Source organism: Endozoicomonas euniceicola, from assembly GCF_025562755.1.
Taxonomy (GTDB): domain Bacteria; phylum Pseudomonadota; class Gammaproteobacteria; order Pseudomonadales; family Endozoicomonadaceae; genus Endozoicomonas_A; species Endozoicomonas_A euniceicola.
The window spans coordinates 1,114,830-1,141,445 of the sequence record NZ_CP103300.1; the positions used below are offsets into that span (position 1 = coordinate 1,114,830).

At 46.9% G+C, this 26,616-nt stretch carries 26 protein-coding genes; 13 read left to right on the forward strand and 13 right to left on the reverse strand.

The annotated features are described in order from the left end of the window. Window positions 1-13: 13 nt before the first annotated feature. Window positions 14-1,186, reverse strand: coding sequence for an RNA-guided endonuclease InsQ/TnpB family protein (locus NX720_RS04360; RefSeq protein ID WP_262599641.1), 1,173 nt, complete (start codon window positions 1,184-1,186; stop codon window positions 14-16). Between the two features lie 64 nt (window positions 1,187-1,250). On the opposite strand from NX720_RS04360, the gene tnpA reads away from it, so the two are divergent. From tnpA to NX720_RS04375, 3 genes are all read left to right on the forward strand, one after another. Beyond that, window positions 1,251-1,679 carry an IS200/IS605 family transposase gene (gene tnpA, locus NX720_RS04365; RefSeq protein ID WP_262599642.1) on the forward strand — a complete coding sequence of 143 codons (429 nt, stop codon included), beginning with the start codon at window positions 1,251-1,253 and terminating at the stop codon, window positions 1,677-1,679. A gap of 181 nt (window positions 1,680-1,860) precedes the next feature. Further along, window positions 1,861-2,124, forward strand: a complete 264-nt coding sequence (locus NX720_RS04370) for a YihD family protein (RefSeq protein ID WP_262599643.1) — start codon at window positions 1,861-1,863, stop codon at window positions 2,122-2,124. An 83-nt stretch (window positions 2,125-2,207) separates the two neighbouring features. Further along, window positions 2,208-2,594, forward strand: a complete 387-nt coding sequence (locus NX720_RS04375) for a YybH family protein (protein WP_262599644.1) — start codon at window positions 2,208-2,210, stop codon at window positions 2,592-2,594. Between the two features lie 372 nt (window positions 2,595-2,966). On the opposite strand, the gene NX720_RS04380 is transcribed toward NX720_RS04375, so the two are convergent. Beyond that, window positions 2,967-4,586, reverse strand: a complete 1,620-nt coding sequence (locus tag NX720_RS04380; protein ID WP_262599645.1) for an aminoacyl-tRNA hydrolase family protein — start codon at window positions 4,584-4,586, stop codon at window positions 2,967-2,969. A 278-nt stretch (window positions 4,587-4,864) separates the two neighbouring features. Here NX720_RS04380 and NX720_RS04385 point away from each other — a divergent pair, with 278 nt between their 5' ends. Then, the gene (locus NX720_RS04385) at window positions 4,865-6,811 is read left to right on the forward strand and encodes an acetoacetate--CoA ligase (protein ID WP_262599646.1); all 1,947 of its coding nucleotides are present in this window, start codon (window positions 4,865-4,867) and stop codon (window positions 6,809-6,811) included. Window positions 6,812-6,833: 22 nt separating this feature from the next. Here the strand turns inward: NX720_RS04385 and NX720_RS04390 are convergent, their stop codons facing one another. From NX720_RS04390 to ald, 3 genes are all read right to left on the reverse strand, one after another. Next, the gene (locus NX720_RS04390) at window positions 6,834-7,409 is read right to left on the reverse strand and encodes a hemerythrin domain-containing protein (RefSeq protein ID WP_262599647.1); all 576 of its coding nucleotides are present in this window, start codon (window positions 7,407-7,409) and stop codon (window positions 6,834-6,836) included. 330 nt (window positions 7,410-7,739) lie between these two features. Further along, entirely contained in the window at window positions 7,740-8,231 is a 492-nt protein-coding gene (locus tag NX720_RS04395) for a GNAT family N-acetyltransferase (protein ID WP_262599649.1), read from the reverse strand. Window positions 8,232-8,343: 112 nt separating this feature from the next. Further along, entirely contained in the window at window positions 8,344-9,465 is a 1,122-nt protein-coding gene (ald, locus tag NX720_RS04400) for an alanine dehydrogenase (RefSeq protein WP_262599650.1), read from the reverse strand. A gap of 305 nt (window positions 9,466-9,770) precedes the next feature. Between ald and NX720_RS04405 the strand changes: the two genes are divergently transcribed. The 5 genes from NX720_RS04405 to NX720_RS04425 all read left to right on the forward strand — a co-directional run bounded on the left by NX720_RS04405 (window position 9,771) and on the right by NX720_RS04425 (window position 12,973). Next, complete coding sequence (locus tag NX720_RS04405; RefSeq protein WP_262599651.1) at window positions 9,771-9,959, forward strand: hypothetical protein; 189 nt, start codon at window positions 9,771-9,773, stop codon at window positions 9,957-9,959. Between the two features lie 200 nt (window positions 9,960-10,159). Then, window positions 10,160-10,573 carry a DUF3301 domain-containing protein gene (locus NX720_RS04410; protein WP_262599653.1) on the forward strand — a complete coding sequence of 138 codons (414 nt, stop codon included), beginning with the start codon at window positions 10,160-10,162 and terminating at the stop codon, window positions 10,571-10,573. 98 nt (window positions 10,574-10,671) lie between these two features. Then, entirely contained in the window at window positions 10,672-11,238 is a 567-nt protein-coding gene (gene efpL / locus NX720_RS04415) for an elongation factor P-like protein EfpL (protein ID WP_262599654.1), read from the forward strand. A 422-nt stretch (window positions 11,239-11,660) separates the two neighbouring features. Further along, window positions 11,661-12,251, forward strand: a complete 591-nt coding sequence (locus NX720_RS04420; protein ID WP_262599656.1) for a hypothetical protein — start codon at window positions 11,661-11,663, stop codon at window positions 12,249-12,251. Between the two features lie 113 nt (window positions 12,252-12,364). Beyond that, the gene (locus NX720_RS04425) at window positions 12,365-12,973 is read left to right on the forward strand and encodes a YjaG family protein (RefSeq protein WP_262599658.1); all 609 of its coding nucleotides are present in this window, start codon (window positions 12,365-12,367) and stop codon (window positions 12,971-12,973) included. Between the two features lie 13 nt (window positions 12,974-12,986). On the opposite strand, the gene NX720_RS04430 is transcribed toward NX720_RS04425, so the two are convergent. Both NX720_RS04430 and NX720_RS04435 read right to left on the reverse strand, forming a co-directional pair. Then, the gene (locus NX720_RS04430; RefSeq protein ID WP_262599659.1) at window positions 12,987-14,132 is read right to left on the reverse strand and encodes a hypothetical protein; all 1,146 of its coding nucleotides are present in this window, start codon (window positions 14,130-14,132) and stop codon (window positions 12,987-12,989) included. A gap of 44 nt (window positions 14,133-14,176) precedes the next feature. Beyond that, complete coding sequence (locus NX720_RS04435; protein ID WP_262599661.1) at window positions 14,177-14,539, reverse strand: hypothetical protein; 363 nt, start codon at window positions 14,537-14,539, stop codon at window positions 14,177-14,179. 147 nt (window positions 14,540-14,686) lie between these two features. Between NX720_RS04435 and NX720_RS04440 the strand changes: the two genes are divergently transcribed. Further along, on the forward strand, window positions 14,687-14,884 hold the full coding sequence (locus NX720_RS04440) for a DUF2788 domain-containing protein (protein WP_262599662.1): 198 nt from the start codon (window positions 14,687-14,689) through the stop codon (window positions 14,882-14,884). A gap of 320 nt (window positions 14,885-15,204) precedes the next feature. On the opposite strand, the gene NX720_RS04445 is transcribed toward NX720_RS04440, so the two are convergent. Beyond that, window positions 15,205-16,653: an anion permease gene (locus tag NX720_RS04445; protein ID WP_262599663.1), complete on the reverse strand. Its 1,449-nt coding sequence runs from the start codon at window positions 16,651-16,653 to the stop codon at window positions 15,205-15,207. A 250-nt stretch (window positions 16,654-16,903) separates the two neighbouring features. Here NX720_RS04445 and NX720_RS04450 point away from each other — a divergent pair, with 250 nt between their 5' ends. After that, the gene (locus tag NX720_RS04450; RefSeq protein ID WP_262599664.1) at window positions 16,904-17,587 is read left to right on the forward strand and encodes an rRNA large subunit pseudouridine synthase E; all 684 of its coding nucleotides are present in this window, start codon (window positions 16,904-16,906) and stop codon (window positions 17,585-17,587) included. After that, a complete protein-coding gene (locus tag NX720_RS04455) occupies window positions 17,575-17,973 on the forward strand; it encodes a VanZ family protein (RefSeq protein ID WP_262599665.1) in 399 nt (132 codons plus the stop codon). The genes NX720_RS04450 and NX720_RS04455 overlap by 13 nt, the downstream gene beginning before the upstream one ends. A 118-nt stretch (window positions 17,974-18,091) precedes the next feature. On the opposite strand, the gene NX720_RS04460 is transcribed toward NX720_RS04455, so the two are convergent. The 5 genes from NX720_RS04460 to NX720_RS04480 all read right to left on the reverse strand — a co-directional run bounded on the left by NX720_RS04460 (window position 18,092) and on the right by NX720_RS04480 (window position 24,929). Further along, a complete protein-coding gene (locus NX720_RS04460; RefSeq protein WP_262599667.1) occupies window positions 18,092-20,989 on the reverse strand; it encodes a glycosyltransferase family 25 protein in 2,898 nt (965 codons plus the stop codon). Between the two features lie 558 nt (window positions 20,990-21,547). Continuing rightward, window positions 21,548-22,159 carry a hypothetical protein gene (locus NX720_RS04465; RefSeq protein WP_262599669.1) on the reverse strand — a complete coding sequence of 204 codons (612 nt, stop codon included), beginning with the start codon at window positions 22,157-22,159 and terminating at the stop codon, window positions 21,548-21,550. Continuing rightward, window positions 22,122-22,829 (reverse strand): deoxyribonuclease V, encoded by a 708-nt coding sequence (nfi, locus tag NX720_RS04470; RefSeq protein ID WP_262599671.1) that lies wholly within the window; start codon window positions 22,827-22,829, stop codon window positions 22,122-22,124. Before nfi ends, NX720_RS04465 begins: the two co-directional genes overlap by 38 nt. Continuing rightward, window positions 22,796-24,178 (reverse strand): ATP-binding protein, encoded by a 1,383-nt coding sequence (locus NX720_RS04475; protein WP_262599673.1) that lies wholly within the window; start codon window positions 24,176-24,178, stop codon window positions 22,796-22,798. The genes nfi and NX720_RS04475 overlap by 34 nt, the downstream gene beginning before the upstream one ends. A 52-nt stretch (window positions 24,179-24,230) precedes the next feature. Continuing rightward, the gene (locus NX720_RS04480) at window positions 24,231-24,929 is read right to left on the reverse strand and encodes a response regulator (RefSeq protein ID WP_262599675.1); all 699 of its coding nucleotides are present in this window, start codon (window positions 24,927-24,929) and stop codon (window positions 24,231-24,233) included. Window positions 24,930-25,410: 481 nt separating this feature from the next. On the opposite strand from NX720_RS04480, the gene NX720_RS04485 reads away from it, so the two are divergent. Beyond that, window positions 25,411-26,616, forward strand: coding sequence for an efflux RND transporter periplasmic adaptor subunit (locus NX720_RS04485; RefSeq protein ID WP_262599677.1), 1,206 nt, complete (start codon window positions 25,411-25,413; stop codon window positions 26,614-26,616).

Below are 26,616 nucleotides of genomic sequence, written 5' to 3' on the forward strand. Positions count from 1 at the left end.
GGCTTCTGATTTCTTAGGCAGCAACCGACAGTCTGCCGGATTTACGCAAGCCTCCATCAGCAGAAACGGACAGTCCTTCCGCCTTTAATTTCAATATGCCTTGCTTCTTGATATTGCGAGCTGCATTAATATCCCGGTCATGGATAGCACCACAGCTACACTCCCATGATCGGATTCTCAATGGCATTTTTTCCTGTTTCAAATCGCAGAATGAGCAAATTTTAGAGGATGCAAACCACTGGTCTATCTTCACCAGATGTTTACCTTCCTGCTTTGCCTTGTATTCGAGTTTGGTTATCAGTGAGTGCCAGCCAGCATCAGCAATAGAACGAGCAAGACGCTTGTTCTTGAGCATGTTTTTAACTTTCAGTGTCTCCACAATCACCGCTTGGTTTTCGTCGATGAGTTGTTTTGATAGCTTATGCTGAAAATCATTACGGGCAAAGGCTACACGCTCATGCGCCTTTGCCACCAATAAACGGGCTTTGTGCCTACCTTTTGAGCCTTTCTTGCAGCGAGATAGAGCCTGTTGTTTTCTTTTCAGGTTACGTTGTGCTTTTTTCAGAAAGCGAGGATTGCCAGTCTTATGGCCGGTACTGGTGATAGCCAGATCAGTAATCCCCATATCAACACCGACAACCTGATTAGCTTCAAGATTATCAATCTGTTTTGGTTGTTCCTGGGTATCATCAGCCAATATGGAGGCAAAATACTTGCCGGTTAGCGTTCTGCTCAGGGTGATAGACTTCACCTTACCCACTATTTCACGATGCACTTTAGCCCTTATGGGCTTGCACTTGGGGATTTTTATCCCGTTATCGCCCACAGAGACAGACGTACAATGGTAGCTACTTTGCTTGCCATGCTTTTTCTTGAAGCGAGGAAATCTTGCCTGCAATTTGGGATTGAAAAAGTTTTGAAAGGCCGTATCCAGATTGATAGTGGCCTGTTGCAGTGCAATAGAGTCAGCGTTTTTCAGCCATGAGTACTTTCGGCTTTTCTTGGCTTTTGCCAGCAAGGGCTTCAGGTGTTTTTCGGGAGAAAGGCTCTGCCCACGAACCTTGTAATAATGAACCTTAATAGCCAGGGCCTTGTTCCATACGAACCGCACAGCATCAAACTGACGGTCGAGAAATTCCGCCTGCTCTGATGTTGGATAGATTCGTACTTTGGTGGCTCTCAGCATGGAATGTTATTTCAGTGCTCATTAATATAAGCTTTATATTACATGTATTTGAAAGAGGTTTTCAGTGTGCGCACACAATAAAGATTTGCTTAAAGGGTATCTTCGCAAACGACATAGCGTTACCAAGCTGGTTGTTCATTTGGTGTTCACGACAAAGTACAGGCGAAAGCTTTTTGATGGCTATATGATCAAGCAGTTACGGGAGTCGTTCGAGAGTGCATGTGAAAAACTGGAATGCCAGTTACTTGAAATGGATGGCGAAAAAGATCACGTACACCTGTTGGTGGCCTACCCACCAAAACTGGCTATCAGTGTCATGGTAAATAATCTCAAATCAACATCATCAAGACGGTTGCGAATGCTGAATACCCACCTTACTGCTCAGAGCAAAGCAGGCTTAATGTGGTCAAGGTCTTACTTTGCTTGCAGTGCTGGCGGTGCAACTATCGAGACTCTGAAGGACTACGTTAATAGCCAGAGTACACCAGATTGATGGCGGAAGGCTCTGCGCCTTCCCGTCTTATATCCCCGCCCGCATTGGGCGAGGGTTTACAACGATTTTGCTAAACATTCACACAACTTGCATGTATTATGCTTTTTATAAATCAATAAGATATAAACTCATACCTTAGTAACCTTAAGCATAACTTTCACCACAGGCAAAGGAGTAAAGCATGCAGTGCCACCGTATAAACGAACTGCTGGAACTGTTGAAAGACGAATGGACGGCCAGCCAGAATGACAGCTTAATGACCTTTCTGGGCAAGATGGCTGAAGAAGCCGGACACAAAGGCGACCTCCGCGCAATGAACGACGATATGCTGATATATCACCTGAAAATGCGCAGCCGTAACAGCCGTGAAATGATCCCTGGTATTGCCAAGGACTGTGTTGACGATTTTAAGTCCGCTATTCTTAAGGCCCGAGGCGTTAGCTGAAGAATTTATCGGCTCTTTCTGGCAGTCGCTGCTATTTCTTATAGACTTCTAATGACGCTTGATAGCTATGTTAGGAGTCCAAAATGTCCACAAGACTGGAAGGAGAGGCACTGGCGCCTTTTCTGCATATCATCAGACAATATGAGCGCTGTATACAGGACAAGGATGTAGACAGCATGATGTCCCTGTTCGTCGATGATAACGAACCACACAGCTTTGGCCTGCACGTCAACCTGAACAGTCGCTCTGCCATGGAGCAGCGCTACAACGACTATTTCAACAGTGAAGACGGCTTTGTCTCAGAAACTGAAGAACCTGTCGTATACCTGCATGGTGAGGCAGCCTGCATGTGTACCCAACTGAATGTAAAAGGCCACGAGCATCCGAAAATTCGCGTGACAGCGTTTCTGGAAAACCATTCCGGAAAATGGCTGATTCGCCACCAGCATTTCTCTCCCTCTCCGGAATAACTGAAAATACCGTTATTCAGGTTCTGTTTAGTCCGAACAGGCTGGTATGTCCACAAACAGATCGCCCGACACAAACACACATTTAACCCAGCTCAGCCTTTGCCCTTACCCTCAGCTGGAATTTCAACACCTTACCCGATGCGTTGAATACGGTTCCACTGTTCAAAGTATCCTTTGATCAGGTTTTTGTACGATCTGTGTCGTCTTATGCCATTGGTGCATTAAAGGGGCAGTGAATGAACACATTGAATTTAACCTCAACCATATTTTTCTCAGTGATTGCAAGGCCGTCAGGGAAGAACCGGGGTACAGCAAGCGCCTACCGATGCCTTGAGAGCAGCTTGAGGCTCAGGTGGGCTTTCAAGCTTTCTCTCAGAGAAAAATAAGATGCTTAGTTAAGCCAGAACTGATAGCACGAGCACCATAGAAAAGCATTACTACAACGTGCAAACCCACAACTCGGGGGATTAAGTAGTAAAGATCATCATCACTCCAGGGTTTGTTAATGGGAAGAACCGTCGGCACACTATTATCAGTGGCAGTTATTTCGTGATCCGACATTGGCCATTGGCAATCACCGCCTTTAAAAGCCTGGTTAACAGGGGTATGCAGGCTGCCATCTCTCCCTTCATGCTGGTCAATCAGGCTGATCAGCAGTGCATTCGCTGATTTTAATGCAACAATATTTTTTGACCAGGAGGCTATGCTGGTTTGGTCCGCCTTTATGGCCTGTGCTTTTTCAGCAGGTTCCTGACCACTTATAAATAGTGGCTTAAATATAGGATTAAACTGCGAAAGATGGTGGTTTACCTCATTCTGCAAGGGCGTATAGGGTAAATAGACCGGCAGCTTTTCCAGAGTCATGGCAATAAATAAACTCTGGTTACTGGTCACGCCTACCACGGATTGAGAATAAGCAAGCAATGCGTAGTACAGATCATCCTTCAGATGGGGAAGCCGGGAAAAATGCACCGTTCTCCCTACTGCCCGGAGTATGGTTTCCCTGGACGGAGCTGAGGGAGGATAGTAAATCAGTTTTCCAACACCCTCATGAATTAGAAATTCAGTCATTATTTCACTATTCAGAAAAGTGTCATCCATATCAGACAAAATCCAGGACTCAGCAGCATCGCCTTCAAGGTGAGAGACGATGGCAATAAATTCGACAAAATTACGGTCGGCATGCTGGTAGGCCATATAGTACTTAGGCGTGCTATTTGAAGAATGTTCCTTTGTCAGACGTATAAACTTTGCCAGTTCAGGGTATTCCTCCATTATCCGATCGAAATCATCCTTAAAAGCCGACTCCATACCCTGTTCTGCTTTTTGCAGTAGTTGCGGCTCTATCAGCATGCCATCTTCATCCGGCCCTACTCCCAGATTAATTCGATACTTGCAGTGGCAGGGAAGCCCCTTCCAGAAATCCTGTGTACCAATCTGCGCAATGAAAAGGCATTGCCCGGATGAAAGATTAAACCCCCGCCCCAGAAAGTTCAGGGCGATTATGACGAGGGAGGATTCATCAAGCCACTGCTGTGCCAGCGACCTGTCTTCAGCATTATACGACTCGGCAGTGCGTGTCATTCTTCCCTTGCCGGGTAAATAAAGTATTTCAACCTGACCAGGAAACTGAAACATCCGGTTAAATTTCTCCCGGATACCAGCATTGTCCTGATCGTAATCCAGAATCAAACGGATACGCCGACCGGGAAACTGCCCGGCAACAATATGCGCCACCGAATGAGCGGCAGCAATATAGCCCAACTCGGTAACGTGCGAAGTGAGAATAGTAATCGGTTTTTCAGCCTGTTCATCCCTTGCAATTTCTGATGGGCTTACTGATGGAATAGCAATAGGTGCAGATGCCACAACACGGACATAACAGGACAGACAAAAGACCAGACAAAACCCAAAAACAACGCTTCTGAATAAAAGAAAAATTTTTAATAACAGTTTTGGCGCAATCGAAACCAATGAGACCTCTCTCATCATTGGATGTGGTCTGACCGCAGCTGCTTGTTAGCTGTTAGCTGTTAGCTGTTAGCTGTTAGCTGTTAGCTGTTAGCTGCTGGTCAGGCAACAAATTGAAATTTACTGAACGGTCAAGGATAGACCTGTTTTTAATTTCTGGAGGATAAGAGGTGGCAACGTCGAACTTTTTTACTTTACAGCCCACCATTGCACTGTGTCATGATAAACCCTGATCACCTGAATAATGCCAGCTACATTTATTGAACGCTGGTGAGAATAATAAACAGGATTCTTCAGTTATGACTCAGGTACTCTGGACCCCTTCAGAAAAGACGATCAACATCTCGAACCTGCAGGCTTTCAGCCAGGCAGCTCAGCTCAAGACAGGTCAGGCATTCCCCGATTACAAGCACCTTTATCAGTGGAGTGTTTCTGATCGATCATCTTTCTGGGAACTGGTCGCTGATTACTTTCAGGTCATCTTTCACGACCCTCCTCAAGCCATTCTGGCGGACGACGCAATGCCCGGTGCCAACTGGTTTCCCGGTAGCACTCTGAACTATGCGGAACACTTGTTACGCCACAGGGAATCTGACCAACCTGCCATTATCTTTCGAGGGGAGACTGGACGAAGGGAGTCCGTGACCTGGCAGGCGCTTTATCAGGCGGTTTCCGCAGCACAGAGCGGACTGGTTCAACAGGGTATCGGCAAAGGCGACCGGGTCGCTGCCTTTATGCCAAACTGCCTGGAAAGCATCATTATGATGCTGGCCACCACAGCACTGGGTGCAATCTGGTCTTCCTGCTCCCCTGATTTTGGCCTTCAGGGTGTGCTGGATCGTTTCGGGCAGATAGAACCTAAGCTGCTTGTGGCCTGTGACGGTTATTTCTATGGCGGCAACGTCATAGACTGCAAAGGCAAGGTAGCCGCTATTCAGCAGGCGATTCCAGAACTTCAGTTGACGGTTCTGGTGCCTTTTATGGAACCTGAGCCTGAACTTTCTGCGTTACCGGATACGGAACTGTACTCTACGTTCGCGGCGCAAGGCGGCCGTGGGGTTCACTTTGAGCCTGTCGCATTTAATGACCCGCTGTTTATTATGTATTCCTCAGGAACCACCGGAGTTCCCAAATGCATTGTCCATGGTCACGGTGGTACGCTGCTGCAACACCTGAAAGAGCTGGGGCTACATACCAGCCTTAAGTCCACAGATAGTCTTTTCTATTTCACAACCTGTGGCTGGATGATGTGGAACTGGATGGTCTCTTCCCTGGCTCTGGGTACTACTTTGGTTATATACGACGGTTCTCCTTTTTATCCCAGGCCTTCCACATTGATTGATTTACTGGAAGAAGAACAAGTCAGTGTTTTTGGAACCAGTGCAAAATACATAGCTGCCCTGGAAAAGGCCGGTGTAAAACCCGGTGAAACCCATGACCTCAGGCATTTGAAAGTCATACTGTCCACCGGATCGCCACTGCTCCATGAAAGTTTTGACTATGTTTACCGTTCTGTAAAAAACGACGTATGCCTTTCATCCATATCTGGCGGCACTGATATTATTTCCTGCTTTGCCCTGGGCAACCCAACACTGCCGGTTAACAGGGGTGAACTGCAATGCCGGGGGCTGGGTATGAATGTGCAGTTCGTCAACAACGAAGGACAACCACTGACCGATGAAAAAGGCGAGCTGACCTGTCAGTCCAGCTTTCCCAGTATGCCGGTTGGTTTCTGGAACGATCCGGACGGAAGCCGCTACCGGAAAGCTTACTTCAATCGTTTTCCCGATGTCTGGGCTCATGGGGATTATGGCGAACTCAAAAAGTCCGGTGGTATTGTAATCCATGGGCGTGCCGACGCGGTTTTGAACCCGGGTGGCGTTCGGATAGGAACGGCAGAAATCTATCGGCAGGTCGAGAAAGTTGAAGACGTTCTGGAAAGTATTGCTATAGGACAGGAGTGGGACAACGATATTCGCGTTGTGCTATTCGTTAAGCTGCGCCCTGGCCGGCAGCTCGATGATGAGTTGATTAAAACTATTAAGAGTACTGTCCGCAGCAATACAACACCCAGGCACATGCCAGCTGTGGTATTGCAGGTGGAAGACATTCCCAAAACGATCAGTGGTAAAATTGTCGAACTGGCAGTCAGGGATATTGTCCACGGAAAGGCCGTCGTCAATACCGAAGCACTGGCCAACCCGGAAGCTTTAGAGTACTTCCGGAATCGGGCAGAGTTAGATTAAAAATCTATCGTCAAAACAAGAATCAGACAGCAACCTGCTCTTGTTCAGTACCCACAACAAATTGGTAAAGGTCTTCGTAAGCGTCCCAGAGATGCGCACCAAACAGGGGGTCAGGGTTGCCATTCAGTGCAGATTTGACGGCTGCAACGTCTTCCTCTGTTAGCAGCTTTTTCATGGCTGGAATCATGAAGATGTTTTCCATTTTGATGTGGTTAATCTGCAGCTCGGCGTAGCGCTGATAATCCGCCAATAGCTTATCAACAGGAACAATCTGATCATTTTGTATGGACTGGAAGCGATCAATAAGATTATTGGTAAGCTGGTAGATCTCAACGTGCTGTTCTTCAATAGCTTCGAGCTTTTGCCGCAACCCGGCATCCGTAATTCTGGGACGTAATTTTGCCAGCAGCCGTGACTCAAGTGGATGATGAAAACTGTCAGGGTAATTATGAAGGTAATCCAGTGCATCAATAATCACAGATAGCCTGGGTTGACGGGTCGCACCCTCCTTGTATTTTGAGATTTCCCGGTCCAGACAAACCAGCAAGCGTGTCAGGTGTTCATGATCTTTTATAATTCTATCGATCAATATCGACATGGCGCTCCCCCTTTTGAAGGACAGCTTTTTATCAATGTCAGGAGGAAAGCAGGAATTTTTAGACCAATTTATTGCAACCGCAGTAGGACAGTCTTAAGTCCGACAGGCTCCCAGGATAAAAAGACATCCAGAATGTATTGTTTTTACTTCATTCAGAATACTTGCATCATGCAGTGCTCTAAAAGTGCTTGCCTTTCATCCATTGACTTATATCAATTTTAAAACGCTTTTTCAGACCTCTGAGCTGAAGAAACAGCTGCTCGAACCCCGTCAGGCAACGATGAGCAGCTTGATACGTTGCAATCTCAGGGAGGCAGCAGACTACTGGCTTCAATGCATGCCTGAAGCTGATTGCTCAGTACATTTCCGTCTGAACATGGCAATATGGGGAATACCATCTTCGTCGTACAGTTCCCCTGACGCCACAAAATCACAACTTCCATAGTAGTGTTGCAGATGAGCCTGGGCGCTGAGGTAAATATCATTGTCAGGAAAGGTTTCTTCCGATAGCCGGACTGCTTCAGCAAGCAAGGCTCGCCCTAAACCCTGCCCACGAAAAGCATCAGCAGTAATGACTCTGCCTATTGCCAGCTCTGTTTTTACAATTTCCGGTGGAATAATACGAGCATAGGCAGCCAGGGTTTTACGTCCATCGTCGTCGAAAGACCAACCCATCAGGTGATAAGCTAGCTGATCCAGACCATCAGCATCCTGATAGGCGCAGTTCTGTTCTACGACAAAGACTGACTGTCGCAGTGCCAGAATCCCATAGAGCTGATCCAAACTGAGTTTTTCATAATGACTCCATTCCCATTCTATCACTGCTCTATATCCTGATAATTAAAATGGGAAATGTATCAGATCAGAATAAAAAAAGCCGCGCTACCACAAAGGGAAACGCAGCTTATGGAGAATAGAAGGCAGGAATTAACGGTTACAGCTCGTTCAGCATTTCTGCTGCCGGGCGGTAAGGTAGGTTTTGAGCATCAGCAACGGACTGGCAGGTAATAACGCCCCTGCACACATTCAACCCTTCAAGAAGGTGTGGGTTTTCTTCCATTGCCTGTCGAGGACCTCTATCCGCCAGTTGTAATACATAAGGCAGGGTTGCGTTATTCAACGCCAGTGTTGATGTGCGCGCCACTGCACCCGGCATGTTAGCGACACAGTAATGCACGACATCGTCGACAATAAATGTGGGTTCATCGTGAGTCGTTGCCACGGCTGTTTCTGCACAGCCCCCCTGGTCAATAGCAACATCAACAATAACGGAGCCTTTTTTCATCTTGCTGATCATTTCCCGGGTAATCAGCTTAGGTGCCGCAGCACCTGGCAACAGTACTCCGCCAATAACCAGATCTGCCGTCGTAACATGGTCATTAACAGAGTGTGACGTTGAATAGACGGTGCGAACCCGGTTGCCATACTGCTCATCCAGTTTACACAGTACTTCAACGGAACGATCCAGAATGACGACTTCAGCACCCATACCTACCGCCATGGCTGCTGCGTTCTTCCCCACAACACCGCCACCGATGATGACTACTTTTGCGGATTCAACACCTGGCACGCCTCCCAGCAACAGCCCGCGACCTGACATGGACTTTTCCAGACAGTGAGCTCCAGCCTGAATAGACATACGACCAGCGACTTCTGACATAGGAGCGAGCAGAGGCAGACGCTCCTTTGCATCGGTGACCGTCTCATAGGCAATGCAGGTAGCGCCGGAATGAATCAGATCCTGTGTCTGGGCTTCGTCCGGAGCAAGATGCAGATAGGTAAACAGTGTGTGATCCGGACGCAGACGGGCGCGTTCTTCAGCCAGAGGCTCTTTAACCTTGACGATCATCTCAGCTTTAGCGAATACGTCGTCAGCAGTTTCCAGGATGACTGCACCTGCAGCGATGTAGTCTTCATTACTGAAACCGACGCCTTCTCCTGCATTTTTTTGAACACAAACCTTATGCCCATGTTCTACCAGCTCTTTAACAGAAGCTGGAGTCAGTCCAACACGGTATTCATGATTTTTTATCTCCTTAGGCACTCCAACCAGCATAATTCGCTCCTATTATTAGAAAAATTTAGTCTTATAACTAAGTATAATGATTTTTGTTAGTTGTATATTTCATATATACGCACTTATCAACAATTAAACCCACAATAACAACAACAAACAAAACTATTCACCAAAATAGATTTACCGGCCACGCAATATTAGTACCTACACCTACTCATGTAGTAATTGATACTGAATTTTTTTGAATTTAGCCTGCAAAATAGTGCCTCAAGTCAAAAAAACTTAACAGGAGAGTGATATTCTACGCCCGAATTTTACGAGACAGGCCAGCCCTGGAGACTGAAGTGCCAGACCCCGCATTTATGCTTGAATACCTACAGCGTGTAGGCGTGGAAGTAAAACAAACATTAGACAGTAATGACCTTAAAGCCAGGTATCTGCGCCATATTTATCGTCTTGACGCCCGTGATAAGCTGATTGGCCAGGATGGAAAACCAAAGGGTAAGCCATCCAATCCAAGACACCTTCACTAAAATAACAAAAGTTAACCACTGCAAAGTACGCAAAATTTATCCTGTTAAAAACATCTGTTTTTCTACTGAATACAATAAAAGTTATCTCCAGAAGCCTTCGGCGTAGTTACCGGAAGGTAAAAAACACCGAAGGTTTAGTTGCTGAGGCCGTGCTCCATAGGTATCTTTGTTTGTTCCGAAAATTTTAAAGCTTTATTTCTATGCTTTTGATGGACACCATTCTCTGGATAATTCCTGCGGCACTTGCCTTCTGGTACTGGTCAGACACTTCCAAAGCGCGGGAAATTGCCATCGCCCATGGTAAAAGAGCCTGCCGGGATATGAACCTTCAGCTTCTGGATGGTACTGTCGTGCGTTATAAAACCAGGCTTCGAAGAAGTTCCGGTGGACAGATGTGTCTGGTGCGAGATTTCAGCTTTGAATTTACACCGGATGGCATCCGCCGATACCCGGGACATATTCGCTTGCTGGGCTCCAGACTTCAGATGCTGGATATCCAGTCTCCGGATTTATCAGGAGAGCATGACACCAGCGTTATTCTTTCAGCTTCCTATAGAAAAAAGAAAAACGTCGAGTCTGACAAAGTGATTCCGTTCCCAAGGCAGAAACAGTAATTTTGTTGGCATTGTCGCTTTCAGATAGTTAGCCTCTCTCGCCCAGCAGCAGTCTCTGGTAGAATGCCCGCACTTAATCATTTTGAAGGACTTGCTGTATGAGTTACGCAAGAGAACTGAAAAAAGGTCAGATTGTTCAGATTGATCGTCAATACTATCTGGTTCGTCAGATTGAAACCAAAAGCCCTTCTGCCCGCGGTGCGTCAACGCTCTATAAAATACGTTTTTCATCCGTCCCGGGCGGACAAAAGCTGGAACAGACCTGTACAGGTGACGATCAGTTCACTGATGTCGACCTGCAAAGGCGTACCGTTTCCTTCCTATATAAAGAAGGCGATGAATATACGTTCATGGATTCAGAAGATTATTCCCAATACCTGGTCAACAGCAGCACCATTGAAGACCAGCTTCTGTATCTGAGTGATGGAATGGAAGGTGTGACGGCCCTGCTGGTTGAGGGACAACTGCTGGCTATTGAACTACCGACTTCCATTGCCCTGGAAATCGTCGAAACGTCTCCGGCTATCAAAGGCGCTTCAGCGGCTGCCAGAACCAAGCCTGCCCAACTGAGTACGGGTCTTGAAGTACAGGTACCTGAATATTTGAGCATTGGTGAAGTGATCAAGGTGAACACTGAAACAGGCAAGTATATGTCCAGAGCCTGACAGGTCACAGCAAGCAGCAGGGCGTTAACCGCTTTGCTGCCTGTCAAAACCACCTTCTGTCCATCTCGCAAAGCAGGGTTTACTCCATCTATTCAAGATCATCAAAGCCCATCCGATAAATCCCTACACAGGATGTTTTGTATGGATTTAAGTTTGTCGAAAGAACAAATCACAAAAATGAAGCTCGCGATAATGAAACAATGTCTGGCAAGAATTAGAAAAAAATTGTATTTCATCTGTCATCTATTTCGGCGTAATAATGACTAATCTCCTATGATAATAAGGTATTTTTAAATTTAGACTTAATTGTTATATAGCGGATATGAATTAGAAGTGCACCTATTCGCATGCTTAACTAATCAGATAAAGAATATTTCCTTGCCAGCATAGTGTACTGGCTGGCAATATATTTATTGGCGTTAATGGGTAAACGTCTGGAAAGGATAGACACCATGGATGGACACAAATTAATTCAATGTCATCTTATCTATCGATCGATTAAGCGGCTGCTAATCCTTACGGTCACTCCTGCTGTCTGGGCTGAATCCCATAACTCCAACACAACCATCAGTTACGCAAAATACCTGAACCAGTTTTCCAACGATGTCGCGCATGTAGACTCTTACACACCTCCTGCTTCTCAATCGCTTTTTTCTACCAGACGCCAAAAAGACATGCCGAAGCTTGATGTCGACCATAAGTCAAAGCCGATTTCCCAGAAGAAAGTCAGCAAATTTGTTTATAAAGCTTTCACAGACCCTAAAAAACTGACCAGTGATGCCGCAGCCAGTGCCGCCTATCTTGGGTTGGACGCATTAGGATTTGCCAAGCCTCTGAAAGAACGGGTTGAATACATTAAGGAGAAAACCCAATTTAACTTTGGCCAATGTGGAAAGGTTGAATTCAGTAGTCAATTAAAAGCAGAAAGCTGCCTGATGGACAACTCCAAAATAGAGCTCAATTCTGATTACAAGCTTGACTCTGTCACAGTCAACTTCAAATGGGCTCTTTGAGCCAGCGGTTTTTCAAGATAGCCAGATAAACCATTGTCTTTTTTGTCAGACAAGTACCCATCTACGCCTCTCCTGATACAATACGCCTCCTGATTCAACAGCAGGAAGTCACCTTGAATACACATAAGCAGTATGCCCTGTTTCGTGACAGGATCGAGTCATTCTCTGACTGGAAACTTACAGCGGCTGCCACTGCCGTCACCGAAAGAGCCTGGCCAAATTTTGCATTATTCTCAGAGCTGGCTGAGTTTGGCGACCGCTCAACGGTCAGACACTGTCTGAACATGCTATGGGATAACATTGCCGGACATCAGTCCGCCAAAAACTTTGAACGGCTGTTGGAAAAAATAGACGACAACACACCCAATCCGGATGATTATGATATGTTTGGTGTCCAGCCAGCTCTGGACACCATTGTCAGTATCAACTGTGCCATCAACTGTGCCATGACACCCAGCTCAGATGAAGCAGCCAGCGCCCTTACGCTTTCTTTCAGCACCATTGGTAAATTTATTCGCTATGCAGAAGTGCCTGAACTGAACGGTACAGAGCTGGCACAGTATATTGAAGAACACGATCTCTACAAACAACATTTAGACTTTTTGGATGATATCCTTAACAGGCTAAAAACCCAGAAAAAACAAAACCCCGATTTTATGAAAGAAATCAGGGCGCAAGCTCAAAATAATGGTGTCAGTCAACTGGGAATATCGCTGGATTAAAAGCTATCAACGTCTACTTGATATTACTGATAATATCCTTTAGAAGACTGTAGATTCTACTCTGCGAATTAGACATGGCATCATAATTCTGATTATGGGACTGCATGGCTCTTTGCAGTTGAACAGTCTGCAGCTGGTTACTGCCTGTCAGGTTCTCTTTGGCCACCTGAAGGTCTGCCTTAAGGGTGGCCCACTCCTGTGGTGTCAGGTCACCTCGTATGGTCGCCCAATCCTGGGCGACCAGGTTGCCTTTACCATCATCTTTCTTAATTGAAATTTTCAGGATATTAGCCAGAATGTCTTTCTCTGCTTTTGTCAATGACGGTGTAACACCACTGTACTCATTATCGACATTGTTTTGAAAAGCCAGTTTACGGGCTGCGTATCCACTGACCTGAACATCTGCATCATTGGGGTTGGTTCGGGTCATACTGGCAACATTAACGCCATCATATTCCCAGGCATTCAGCCCTCCCGCTTCCAGCAGAATATGGCCATCGTTATCCAGGGTGTCCAGGGCTGCACCATTTAACGCGGCAGGGATAATCTTTGGATCGGCCGTGTTGACATCATTAATTGTCATCCCCTGATTGCCCCGCTTAATGGTAATCTTCTGGATATCAGCCAGGCCACCGGAAAAATTGTTGGGGTCAAAAGCTGTAGCAGGTATTCCGGTATCAAAGGTAATTTCAGTACCGTCATCCAGAACCATTGTCATATCGTTCATAACAGGGATGCCAACTTCGCTTGCATCAACACTACCCCCCGCTGGCACTGGTATCAGGGTCTGGTCTTTATAAATCAGCTGATTACCTTCAGCATCCACCAGCGTAAACGTGGTATTTCCGACATCATCCGTCTGCAACCCCAGCCCGTATCCATTATCCAATACAATATTCTTTCCATTTACCGTCCAGCTTGCATCAGCGTAATTACTGTCGCTGTACTGAGCAATATTAGCCTTATTAATCATGGTATTAACGGAGTGCAACAGATTGTTGGACGTTTCTATATCCTTGGCGATTCTGCGGACTTCGCCATCGAGCATACTGCCTCGTTCAAGGTAAACGGCCGCAATAAAGTCCTGCTGGCTTAGCTCAGCCGGATCAATCGGCTGAAACGAAATGTTGTCATTATTTACGCCATTAACATTGCTCATGCTGCTAGCATCCTTGCTGTATTAGCAGAATCGTATGTCTTTTTTTATACAAATCCGGTACGGCGTCTCCGGACAGATGACTTACTCTTGCTTTTAGGTTTGAGAAGGTTATTAGCCAGACGGATTTCCCTGCGTTTTTCAGACGCTTGCTCAGACATATCCTGTTTCAGTTCTTCACTAAAACGAATCAACTCCTGACGAGCTTTATGCCTCTGCCCTGCGGTCCAGCGGTCGCTGTTTATGAAATCTCTGAGCGCCTTGCGATCCAGGCCAACATTTTCTATAAATTCAGCCTGTTGCTTCATACTTCGATGTGCTTGATTGAGAACTGCTTCTGATTCCTGCCGCACAAGCCAGGATGACTTGCTGAGTTTGGTAATGTCTACCAGGCGGATACGGGATGCCATTCCCTCTCTCCATGAAAGTCCATGAAAGTTGCTAATTCTCAGTTTAGACAGATTTCATACAAACATTCACCCGCCAGACTTGAGCAGATAGAATGACAGCAGCAGAAGGTTGCAGATACAGAACAATAAACAACAGAGTACGCAGTAATGGATATAGAAAATTTTGAGTCCCTGATGCTAAAAACCCTGCTAACAGGGCTGATTTTATTTATGGGGTTTATCGTTTATGACCTGTCGAAAAAGTCCAGAGCCGGTAAGTTCGGTACCTTTATTTTATTTGGAGCTCTGTGCCTGGGTGTGCTGGGGTTTCTTATCAAAGGCATTATTATGCGTTCGATTGGCTGACGGTCGCCTACTGGAATGACTTAAAAAAAAGCCCGGGTCAAAACCTTGACCCGGGCCAGAATAGAAGAACGAACATGACAAGTCGGTAAATCAAACAGGTAGACTTACCGTTGAGTACACCAGCACTCCATGACAAGAGATAAGATAGATAGCAACTTATCTGTCCTGCTATTTTGAACGTTCTGATAATTTCATTAATCCGTAGATATACGCCAAATAACAACACGAACTGACAAGCACACACAGAAAACCAACTTTACGACAACGCCTGTTCGTACTTTTACCCATCCTGCCACGGCACCAACCCAGCTTTAACATAATCATCCAAAATAGCCCAGCCATTCCATCCAGGCTGTTCCTGCGGTAAGCCAGATCGTCAGATAAACAAAACTCATCAGAAAACCGGCTTTCCACCAGGTGGTTAGTGGAACATATCCGGCACCAAACAAAATCGGGGAAGGGCCATTGCCATAATGCGTCACCACCGCGCAATTACTGCTCAGGTAAGCCAGCGTAAGAGCGGCACCTGTTGGATGAATACCGGCACTGATCATGATAATCAGAAAACTGGCATACATGGCAGAGATTTGAGCCGTTGTTGCAGCAAAAAAGTAGTGAGCAAAGTAATAGACCACGCTGATTGAAATCAGACTAAGCCAAACTGGTAAACCTTCAAACCATAGGCCTATAGAGCTGCTGACATACGTAACCACTCCAAACTCACTCAGATAATGCGCCATAGTGACAAAAGCACCAAACCAGATCATGGTATCCCAGGCACCTTTATTACCTTTAATTTCGTCCCAGTTAAGTACGCCCGACACCAGCAGCAGACACACGCCACACAGAGCCACCAGTGCAGCAGAGAGCCCCAGGTAACGCCCCGTTACCCAGAACACCAGCAAACCCGCAAAGGTGCCTGCCATAATCCATTCATCTCGCTTAAAGCGGCCAAGTTCGTGTAACTTTTCTGTCGCCATCTCGACGGCTTTTGGGGTTTCCCTTAATTGGGGAGGTGAAATTCTATAAAGCAGGACAGGCATGACCGCCAGACAAATTAACCCTGGAACAATCGCTCCAATAGCCCAGGACGCCCAGGTAATATCAATACCCTGATCACCTGCCAGCTTGATAACCAGTGGATTCCCCGCCATAGCGGTAAGGAACATTCCACTGGTAATCGCATTGGCATGGAACACTACCAGGGTTAAAAAGGTCCCCATTCTTCTGGCGGAAGGATTACCGGGATAACTGTCATACACCTCAGCGATTGAACGCATAATCGGATAAACCACAGCACCGGCTCTGGCCGTCTGGCTGGGCATGGCAGGCGCCAGCACTGCATCCGTCAGAGCCACACCATAGCCGAGCGTAATAGTCCTTTTACCCAGCAACCGCATAAAGCAAAACGCTATTCGCAGGCCCAGACCCGTTTTAATAAAACCGTTGGAAATAAAGAACGCCAGCACAATCAGCCAGGTAATGGGTTCACTGTAACCAGACAACGCCTGTTTCAGAGTCAGAGTCTGGGTAAGCCCCAGAGCAGCCATGCCAAAAAAAGTAACCGCTGACATGGGTAAAGGCATGACCATGACTCCGAGCAGAGTACTCAGAAAAATAGTCATCATTTGCCAGCCCCTGATATCCATAGCTTCCGGTGCAGGCAGGTTCCAGAGAATCACCCCAAAAAGCAGAGGAAAACAATAGCGCAACAACAAGCTTGGCTGAGTTAAAATAGAACGATTGTCAGCAGAATTTGAAGTACTCAACGTGCACCCTGTCCTGTATTTATCATTTTGTTATCCAGCCGTGAAAGAAACATCCTGTTGACTGGCGCATTGACCATGCTTCCAAGGCTTCAGTGTAGTCCAGATTCATGTTTTAAATATTTATTCAAACAAAGGCTTAGACCATCATTCTGATAAAAATTTCTTAAAGCTATCGCTTTCACGTAAAACCGATTTTAAACAACGGCACCGACACCTATAATCCCCCGCTATTTTTCTTCGGATCGGAATCATGCGAAAGAATACTTACCACCAGTCCCAAAAAAATACAGATAATCCTAATGAACCGATCAAGCTGATCTTGTTCAATAAACCCTACGGTGTTTTGACTCAGTTTACCGATGCAGAGGGCAGGGCAACCCTGAAAGAATATATTCCTATTCCCGGTGTTTATCCTGCTGGTCGCCTCGACCGGGACAGTGAAGGTTTGTTACTGCTGACCAATAACGGTAAAGTTCAGCATCAGGTCAGCTCTCCCTTACATAAAATGCCGAAAACCTATTGGGTTCAGGTAGAAGGCATTCCCGATGAAGCCGCTCTCGACCAGTTGAGAAAAGGCGTAAAACTGAATGACGGCATAACCCTGCCCGCTCAGGTCAAACGAATAAACGCCCCTGAATTACCGGATCGTAATCCCCCTATTCGTGTACGTCAGTCTATTCCTGACTGCTGGCTGGAACTGACCATAAAAGAAGGTCGCAACCGCCAGGTCCGCCGTATGACCGCTGCGATTGGCTATCCCACTCTGAGGCTGGTTCGTTATAAGATAGGAGACTGGACGCTGGACAACCTGCCTCAGGGGACTTATCAGGAAGTCCCGGTACCAGAGGCATTAAGAAAACAACTGAGCCAGAACAAACCTAAATCAGCCCACCACTGGCATCGCCGATCAAGGACCACCCATTGGAAGCGATAATAAAAAAACACTACACCTTGCTTGCCAGAGTTTTTCTGGCAGTTGCTCTTACCACGATGACGGTTCTGGGGTTAATGCCCCCGGAGCACATTCCCCTGTCAGACTGGAACGATAAGTTACAGCATATAATAGCTTTTGTAATACTGGCATTTCTTATTGACGCCAGCTGGCCCGAAACAGAACTGAACTGGAAGAAAGCTCTGGCACTGCTTGGTTATGGCCTGCTTCTGGAAGTGTTGCAGGGGTTTACGGATTATCGCGAGTTATCCGGGCTTGACCTGCTCGCCGATGCGGCAGGCATCGGGCTCTATGCGGTGACAAGCCCCCTGTTCAGAAAAATACCTGTGATTAACTGGCGATGGAATCGATGCTTCAGTCAGAACTGAGTATCAAGCCACTCCCCCGGAGCAAGCTCCGGGGTATACCATTGATGACTACCGGGTGTTTAGGAAGGGCATAGCTGCAAGGCTACACTCTATTCCCAATATTCTTGGCTCTTCAGCCTCAAAAGTCTGCATTGTAATAGTACGAATCTTCACCGATTTTGAGTTTTTCGTATTTGTAAAAGTCCTCAAGACAATAGTCTAAATAATAATGGTATTTAATAAAGCTCGAACCTTCACGGATACTCCGTTGTTTGTGTCTGCGAAATTTATCATGACATACATATAAGTAATGATTGTATTTATCGTGACCGAAAAAATTTTCCATGAGCGAGTGATGGAGGGGGCCTAGATAACCCCCATCTATTAATTCGTAAGATGGAGTAGAAGGTTCATCCTCTACCATAAAATCAGAGTTTTTGCACTTTAAGACCCCATTATCGCTAGTAATCAGGTTGCATTTTGCCGGGTTGACCATCAGGTTAACCTGTATATTTCCATCTCTATTTTCACAACCTGTACTCAACAAATTGATTTCATTATAAAATTTAATATTCTTACAATCGTAGTAGAAGGAGTTTCCTGCTTTTATATTTCTGACTGGGCTTGACTTTCCTGTTAATTCTTGAACAGGTGTAAATGATAAAATACTGTCGGTTAGCAACAGATACTCTTCTATATCAGATTGCTCATTTCCATCATTCGGTACATGAATATAAGGGTATATAAGCTGTTGGTATCTGCTGGAAACCTCATTTCTCAATTCCATGGGATGCTGCCACCAGTACTGACCTATAACCTTTAATATTTCAGGGGAAGGGTTAGTTTCAATATCATTCGGAAACAGGTCCTGAATATTACGATAAAACCGTAGCAGAACTTTGGCTTCCTGAGCTAAACGTAGCTTTTCACAGGAGTCTGAATCAGAAAAATCACTCCTGAGACAAAGACTCATAATACCTGCAAGGAAAGCATACCGTTCAGAGGAATCACCCCTGAAATAAGAGTAAATAGTGTCTGGAAGGAAAACATCCAGTAGTGGATAATTAAACCTTAGCCTTTGTAAGGTCGCCATAATTTCAGAATATTTTCTATGCCCCAAGGCCGGGTGATGAATAAAAGCATCATTCTGGCGATCCGCCTTTACCCCTTCGAATAAATAACTGCATGATAATACATCATTATCACAGACCCAGGTGTTGATATTGAAGTCCTTCTCCCTATTGGGCAAAATACCAATACTCCGTTTCCAGTCCTGCTGGGAAAAGTCCAGCCTTTTGCCTCCTTCCCACTCAAGAGTTTCTCCATTGTAAATAATCTTTAAACCTTCCTGTTCATGAAGGCTTTCTAACTGTGGCTTAAAACCGATTCGTGGATGATCCGAAATGGACCATAACCGGCTGATTAACTCTCTCCCGACCTCATCATTTTTCACCATGATGATGCCTGTATTAAAAGGTGTCACAGACTCAACACCATCACGAGCCAGCAATAGCGACTTGCCCTTGCCGTACTCTTCAACGGCTCGATCCAGCATAGACTGAGTGGATCTGAAGTCATTCACCACAACATCACTATCCAGCCAGACCACCCACTGCCCCTCTGGTATTTTTTCATGTTCAAGTATGTCTTTGAGAACAGCCACTTTGACCCAGTACTTTTGCTTATTACCGAGGGCATTAAATACCCGCCACCATGACAAATTTTTCTTTCCATATATGAAACTGGCTTGTTTATCTAACGTGTAAAAGTGGTACTCCACTTGTCGGCTAACCGCCCATGAAAGATGATTCATCTGTACTGGCTGGCTAAAATCCTTTATATCACCTCCAGAAACCACTTTATGAACATGCTTCAATCTGGGTAGCTTCTCCGAGTCGAGAAAGTAAAGCTTTGGAACAACCCCTTTTCCATTGGTTCCCAGCGGTGCAGATTTTTCTGCCAGGAAAGAAGCGCCTGACGCAATATCTTTTTTTAATGCATCATCAACCAGCCAGTTTTTTGTTGCCAGAGTCTTCCCGGGTATAAATTCTACCAATCTTTCATTTTTAAATACGCTTTGCTCCACTTTATTAAGCCGATTTATTGAGAACCCGGTCAGTTCCCAATCATCCGCGGAGTAGTTTGAATACCTGAGGACTTTGTCACTTACTGCTGCCTGGTATACCGGAACAGATGAATTGCTCTGCACCTCACTTGCTCCTCCCTCCCTCACAGAGTCAAAACTAAAGTCTGGTTCAACTAATGAAGGGTAAATCCAGAAGGCTTTAATGTCACCACCAAAATAGCGTAACAAGTGATGGTCAATTTCTTCATGGAGAGGGTTTAGTTTTTCCAGAATCTTTGGAATAGAAGTATGTCGTATAACCCAGGCATAGGTACCACTGTGGCAATCCGTTGAGGCGTCTTCTGTACTATAGGCGGTGGTATACAGGGTCTCAGTCACCCTATCTCTCAGACAGCGGTTATCCCAGGCGCCCAGAAACAAAATATCCCAGTTATCGGGGAGAGAACGGTAACTCTCTTCATATAGACGCCAAAAATCTGAACCCACCGGAATACGAACGTCATCTTCAAAAATCATAACGTCCTCAGAACTATGAAGTGCCCTGCTGGCCCTCTCCAGTATCTTTTTATGGGACAAAGCGCAGGCTGCGGTTCTGGCAGAAAGAGGGTATGAGTGAAGTGCCTGAGAGCCTGTTGTCCGACGGTTATGATGTAACCAGTGGTATTTTGGCGTTGGGGTCCAACGAGTATCAACAAGACCCTGCTCCAGCATCATCGGAACAGACATAACATCACCGTCCAGAGCAGAGAATCGGGTATAGCGAATACTTGCGGCATCAAGCACTTTTACCATAGATGCCATTCTATCTGCGCTTTTATCCAGATTTAAAACGTAGACTCGTGGCTTTTTAAAGAGGGGGCTATTGGCTGAATCCAGACCATAAGTAACAACTGGCAATAGTATCAACAGAAAAGCAGCGCTCTTCAGTCGAGAATAAAAAAACATGGACATTTTCTGGCATCCTTATCTGCTGTATTCTTAATTCACAGTTATACCGACCTGCTTCAAGCAAATTATTATCTTCGAAGGTAGCGAAATTCATATTTTTTCTCTTATGCTTTTTGGTTACACGCTACGGATTCCGCTTTCACTAATTAGCCATCTCCAGCAGTTAGCTAGTACATCCATCCTTCAAAAAGCTCCGGGGTCGGATGAACGGATCGATATAGTCTTTAACGCTTGGCCGCACAAGTATTGTCCATAATCACGAAAAGTCAATCAGCCACTACTTTTTCTGGAAGATCAGAAAACAGTAAGAACGAACTCAGGTTTCATGCACTTGGCTTTACAGACAGCAACAGGCTTCTGCATATCACTTTTACCCTGAAAAACAACAACACCTTGATTGAAGTCAGGGTGGCTCTTAGGGGAGCAGCATTCAATAACTTACCGGGCTTTTGGCTGTTGGCTTTTGGCTTTTGGCTATTAGCTGCTCATACAGCCAACCGCCAAAAGCCAACGGCGGTATATTATGTTCTGCTGCTTCCCTTAACTCCCTTTCAACAGGCCTTAAGAAGCTTTCGGAATAATCACCAGCCTGCCCTGCTCCACCCTCACCGCAGCAGGAAAGTTGCCAAGCTTACGGTACAGTGCGTCCCCGTCATCAAGAGGAATGATTGGCAAGCTACCCAGCTCCTGCCTGAGAGCTTTCTTCAGCTGGTCAATCATCAGTGTCTCGATCATGGCAATGTCCAGATCGATATGCGCCTTCTCCAGCAGAATGTTTGAGAAAAAGAAGGCCCGGTCACCCGGCTGGTATTCCAGGTTGGCAATGCCTTCTACCTGGAAAGGAACAGGATCGGTAACGCCTCCGTCCAGATAGTTACTGAAGACATCCGCATCCAGCGTTCCCCTGAACTGGAAACCAATCGCCTGATAATCACCATGAAGCGTCAGTTTTGGGGTTTCCAGATAGAGCTGAACATTCACAATGGGCGGTAATACCTGCAAATTACGAATCTGTGGCGACATAAATTTCTGGTTAACCAGAGTCTGCAACTCCTCTGAGGTAAGCGTTACTGACCGGGATTGCGAACACCCGGCGAACATAGCCAGCAGCGAAAACACCAGCGCCAGCGAAAGGTTAAATGGAACGCTCCAGAATCCGACTAGCTTTTTCAACGATTTTCCCTCGACTTGATGCCAACCCGTCAGCCCAGCGAATGGGTTCAGGCAGCTTGTAACCGGCAAGACTGTCCTGCACAAAATGCACAGCGGAGGTCAGAGAAATTCTGTGCCCAATACTCACATACAGAGGCTTAACGCCGGTGCGGCTGCGCAGAACAGAACCAATGGTTTCCTGGCCATCCATCAACGCAACGAGGCTATCCTTTTCAACAGGCAAGGCGTCATGTTCTCCACAGAGTCTCTGTTTAGCAACACCAATGGCAGGAATACCGGACAACAGACCCACATGGCAGGCCACGCCAAATCGCCGGGGATGCGCCCTGCCCTGTCCGTCACATAATAAAAGGTCTGGTTGCACCGTCAGTTGCTGCAAAGCAGTCAGAACCGCAGGTGCTTCACGAAAAGATAATAGCCCTGGAATATAGGGCATGCAGGTAGGCAGCTGGGCAATGGCGAAATCCACCAGCCGCATGGTTGGAAAATCAAGGACGGCCACTGCCGCCCTGGTCACAGAACCTTTTTCTTCAAAGCCGACGTCCACACCAGCCACTGTATAGACGTCTCCAACATCATCACAGCAGACAATCTGTCTGGCCATTGCCTGTTGCCAGTCCCTGGCTTCAGCAACTGTCAGGCAACGACCTTGTGATTCAAAGGTAAACAAATAGTGACCTCCAGACCCGGATGAACATTCCTTGCTGTAATGGTGCCGCCATGATTTTTCACAGCCCCCATCGCAATGGACGTTCCCAGCCCAAAGCCATCATTCTCTTTACCACGAGTGTCGTCCACCCTGAAGAACGGCTCAAACATTGAATCCAGCGCATCTTCCGGCATACCCGGCCCAAAGTCCCTGACAGTGACAACGGCATAACGCTTGTGCTTCTTCAGTGCCACTTCCACACGGCTGCCTTCGGGCGTAAAACGAATGGCATTGCGCACCATATTTTCAATGGCACTGCCCAGCCAGTCTTTTATACCATTGATGTCAATATCCAGCAGTTCCGTTGCGACCACCGACTTATCCTGAGCCTGAGCTTCAAAGTCAGCATCATCGACAATGCCTTCAATCAGTGCATGAAGCGGGACAGGCTCCCAGGCCAGGTCCGTCACACCGTTCTGAATACGGGAGAAACGGATAATTTCGCCAATCATCTGATCCAGACGTTCGATTTCACGTTCAATACGACTATGTTCAGATTCCGCGTCCGGCGACTTTCGCCGGGCCAGCGCCAGAGACAGTTGCAACCGGGTCAGTGGCGAACGTAATTCATGGGACACATCCCTGAGTAATCGCTCTTTGTCGTTTATAAGCGACTCAAGCTGTTCAGCCATATGGTTGAAGTCACGACCAAACTCACCCAGTTCATCCCGCCGTTCACGAACAACCTGAGCCACTCTGGCAGCCAGATCACCCTGAGCCAGCCGGCGTGATGTACCCTGTAGTTGTCGTATGGGAACCACAAGGTAGCGAGCCAGCATAATACACAGCAGAAAGCTGACCCCAAGGGCAATAATGATCAGATGCCATTGCTGAGCAAACACTTTCTTAACCCGCCAATGTACCAGGCGAGGCATCTCTTTGGTCAGGTAAAAGTCAAAAGGGGTACGGTCAATCCAGATTTTGCGAGGCCCTACCACAACAACACCACTACGGAACGTGATAACCGGCTCCCGCCGGTCATGGGTTTTGTTGTAAGCGAACTGAACTTCAGCAGGTACTGCCGGTCGCCCGACAGGTTCGCCATCAGGGGCAAAAAGATAGTAATAACTACCAGGCAACTGTCTTATAGAAAGGCTGGTCGACCAGCCGGCCGCCATTCGTTCAACCTGCCGGGAAGCCACTTCCAGCTCCCGAAACAGGGCTCTTCGTTCAGACAGGAAATCCGCTGGGTCAACCGTAATGGCAACGGCCACCAACAGTGCCACCATCATTGACACCATGGTCAGCCAGAACCATAAGAACAGTTTCCAGAATAAACTGCGAAATGGCCAGACCAGCATTTTGTGCATTTGAGCTTTCATTCAATCAGGTACTACAAACGTGCTTACCGCCCATGACTCCTCAGGGGCGGATATAGAAATAACCAGCCCCACGCACTGTTTTAATGCGTGCGGTCCCGTCAGCGCGGGTACCAATCTTTTTACGAACGTTGCTCACGTGCATATCGATGGCGCGATCATACAGGGTCAGACGGCGATTCAGTGCAATCTGGGTCAGTTCATCACGGGAGATCAGCTCACCCGCTTTTTCGATCAGGGCTTTCAGCACCATAAACTCCGTGGCCGTCAGCTCCAGTACCTCACCATGAATAGTGGCTTCACGGTTCGCCAGATTCAGTGTGATGTCGTCAATACTCAGGGTTCTTGGGTTGCTGTCAGCTGCCTGGGGGCGGCCGCGACGCATAATCGCCTTGATACGGGCGACCAGTTCGCGATGGTTATAGGGTTTCGGCAGATAATCGTCTGCGCCAAACTCCAGACCAATGATACGGTCGACATCATCGCCACGGGCAGTCAGCATGAGAACGGGAATATCAGAAGTCTGGCGAATTTTTTTCAGCACATCAAAGCCGTTCAGTTTCGGCAGGGTGACATCCAGCAACACCAGCTGGTATTCACCGGTCAGTGCAGAAAGCACACCCGATTCTCCATCGTGAACTGCCTTTACGTCATAACCTTCTGTGGCCAGATATTCGATCAGCAGCTCACATAATTCGACATCATCGTCTATCAAAAGAAGTTTTACGCTGTCGCTACTCATTTGATACTCCATCCAGACAAGCATGAGCGAAGAGCAGCTGCCACTCGTGCAGTTACTCCAGATAAAAAAGACCCCGGCGGGGGTACGTCGGGGTTAAAGTACAGCTCAATGTAACAGGGAAATTTGGCAATATGCTACCGGTCAATGCACTTGAACCTGCCGGTATCATATTGGATTTTAACTGACAGTGCAGTTACAAAATCGTACGTACCATACTGAAGCAGGCTCAAACGTCTGAAACCTGATTCAGAGTGGCTTTAAGTGTATGCCTGTTGATCTATATTTGGCGGTTAGAATCGGTAAGAGTCCTGTAAATGAATGATTTAATTATGGTCAGGTACATTTACAGTACAAAATTTGTAAAACACGACTCTGGCACTATAAGACAAACCTATGAGCAGGTAGAATCTACGCATCTTTACTATATACCGCCTACCACAAAGCCCGCAAACCTTGCTGTTTTTTCTGACCGGAGCTACCAATGAAACCGATAACTTCTCCCCCCCGCCAGCGACAATTATTATTGATTAGCTTTTTAATTGCATCTTTGTTTGCGCTGACCGGTTGTGATCAACAACCTCAACAACAGGGGCAGATGCCGGCACCTGCCGTTTCTGTGATTGATGTTACCCGGCAACCCGTTGGAGACTATCAGGAATTCGTTGCCCGCACCGAAGCCGTTAAAACCGTAGACCTGCGTGCGCGGGTTGAAGGCTTTCTGACCAAGCGTGATTTTATAGAAGGACAAAATGTTAAAAATGGTCAGCTACTGTTTGAGATTGACCCTAAACCTTACGAAGCAGCTCTGAAGAAAGCTGAAGCCAACCTCACCAGTGCCAAGGCCGAACGCACCAAGGCGGTCAAAGACCTTCAACGCAGTAAGGATTTATTCCAGAAAGGCCATATCAGTCAGGCTAATCTGGATACCCAGACCAGCAATCAGGCACGTGCCGAAGCCGCTGTTCAGGCAGCAGAAGCTGGTTTGGAAACCGCTAAGCTGAACCTTGGCTATACCCATATCTATGCGCCATTTGCCGGTCAGATTGGTCGTGCCACTCAGAGCGTTGGCAACCTGGTCGGCCCATCTTCCGGTTCTCTCGCTACCCTCACAACCGTTGACCCTATGTACGTCACCTTCCAGGTCGATGAGCGCATGCTGGTCGATTATCTCCAGGATACAGGGGGGGAACGCACAAACAACGGCAATTTCGATATGCGTCTTCGCCTACCAAACGGCTCGGAATACGACCAGCCCGGCGTCTTCAATTTTGCGGACACTCAGGTTGACCAGACCACCGGCACCCTGACCCTCCGAGCCCAGTTCCCTAACCCCCATGGCATTATTATTCCCGGCATGTACGTGACCCTGATCGCCGAGAGCCGCAACAAACAGGATCGCCCCGTAGTGCCTCAATCCGCCATCCAGGAAAATCAGAGCGGTCGTTTTGTACTGGTGGTCAACAGTGACAACGAGGTAGAAACCCGCCAGGTCGAAATGGGACGACGCATGGGCCCGTTCTGGGTGGTTAACAGCGGTCTGAAAGCTGGTGAACAGATCATCGTGGAAGGTTTGCAGAAAGTTCGCCCCGGCGTGAAGGTTCAGCCGAATCGGGTCACTCTCGACCCGGAAAGTGGCGCTATCATCATGCCAACTCAGACCGACACTCAGGCTCAGCAGGGTAAGTGA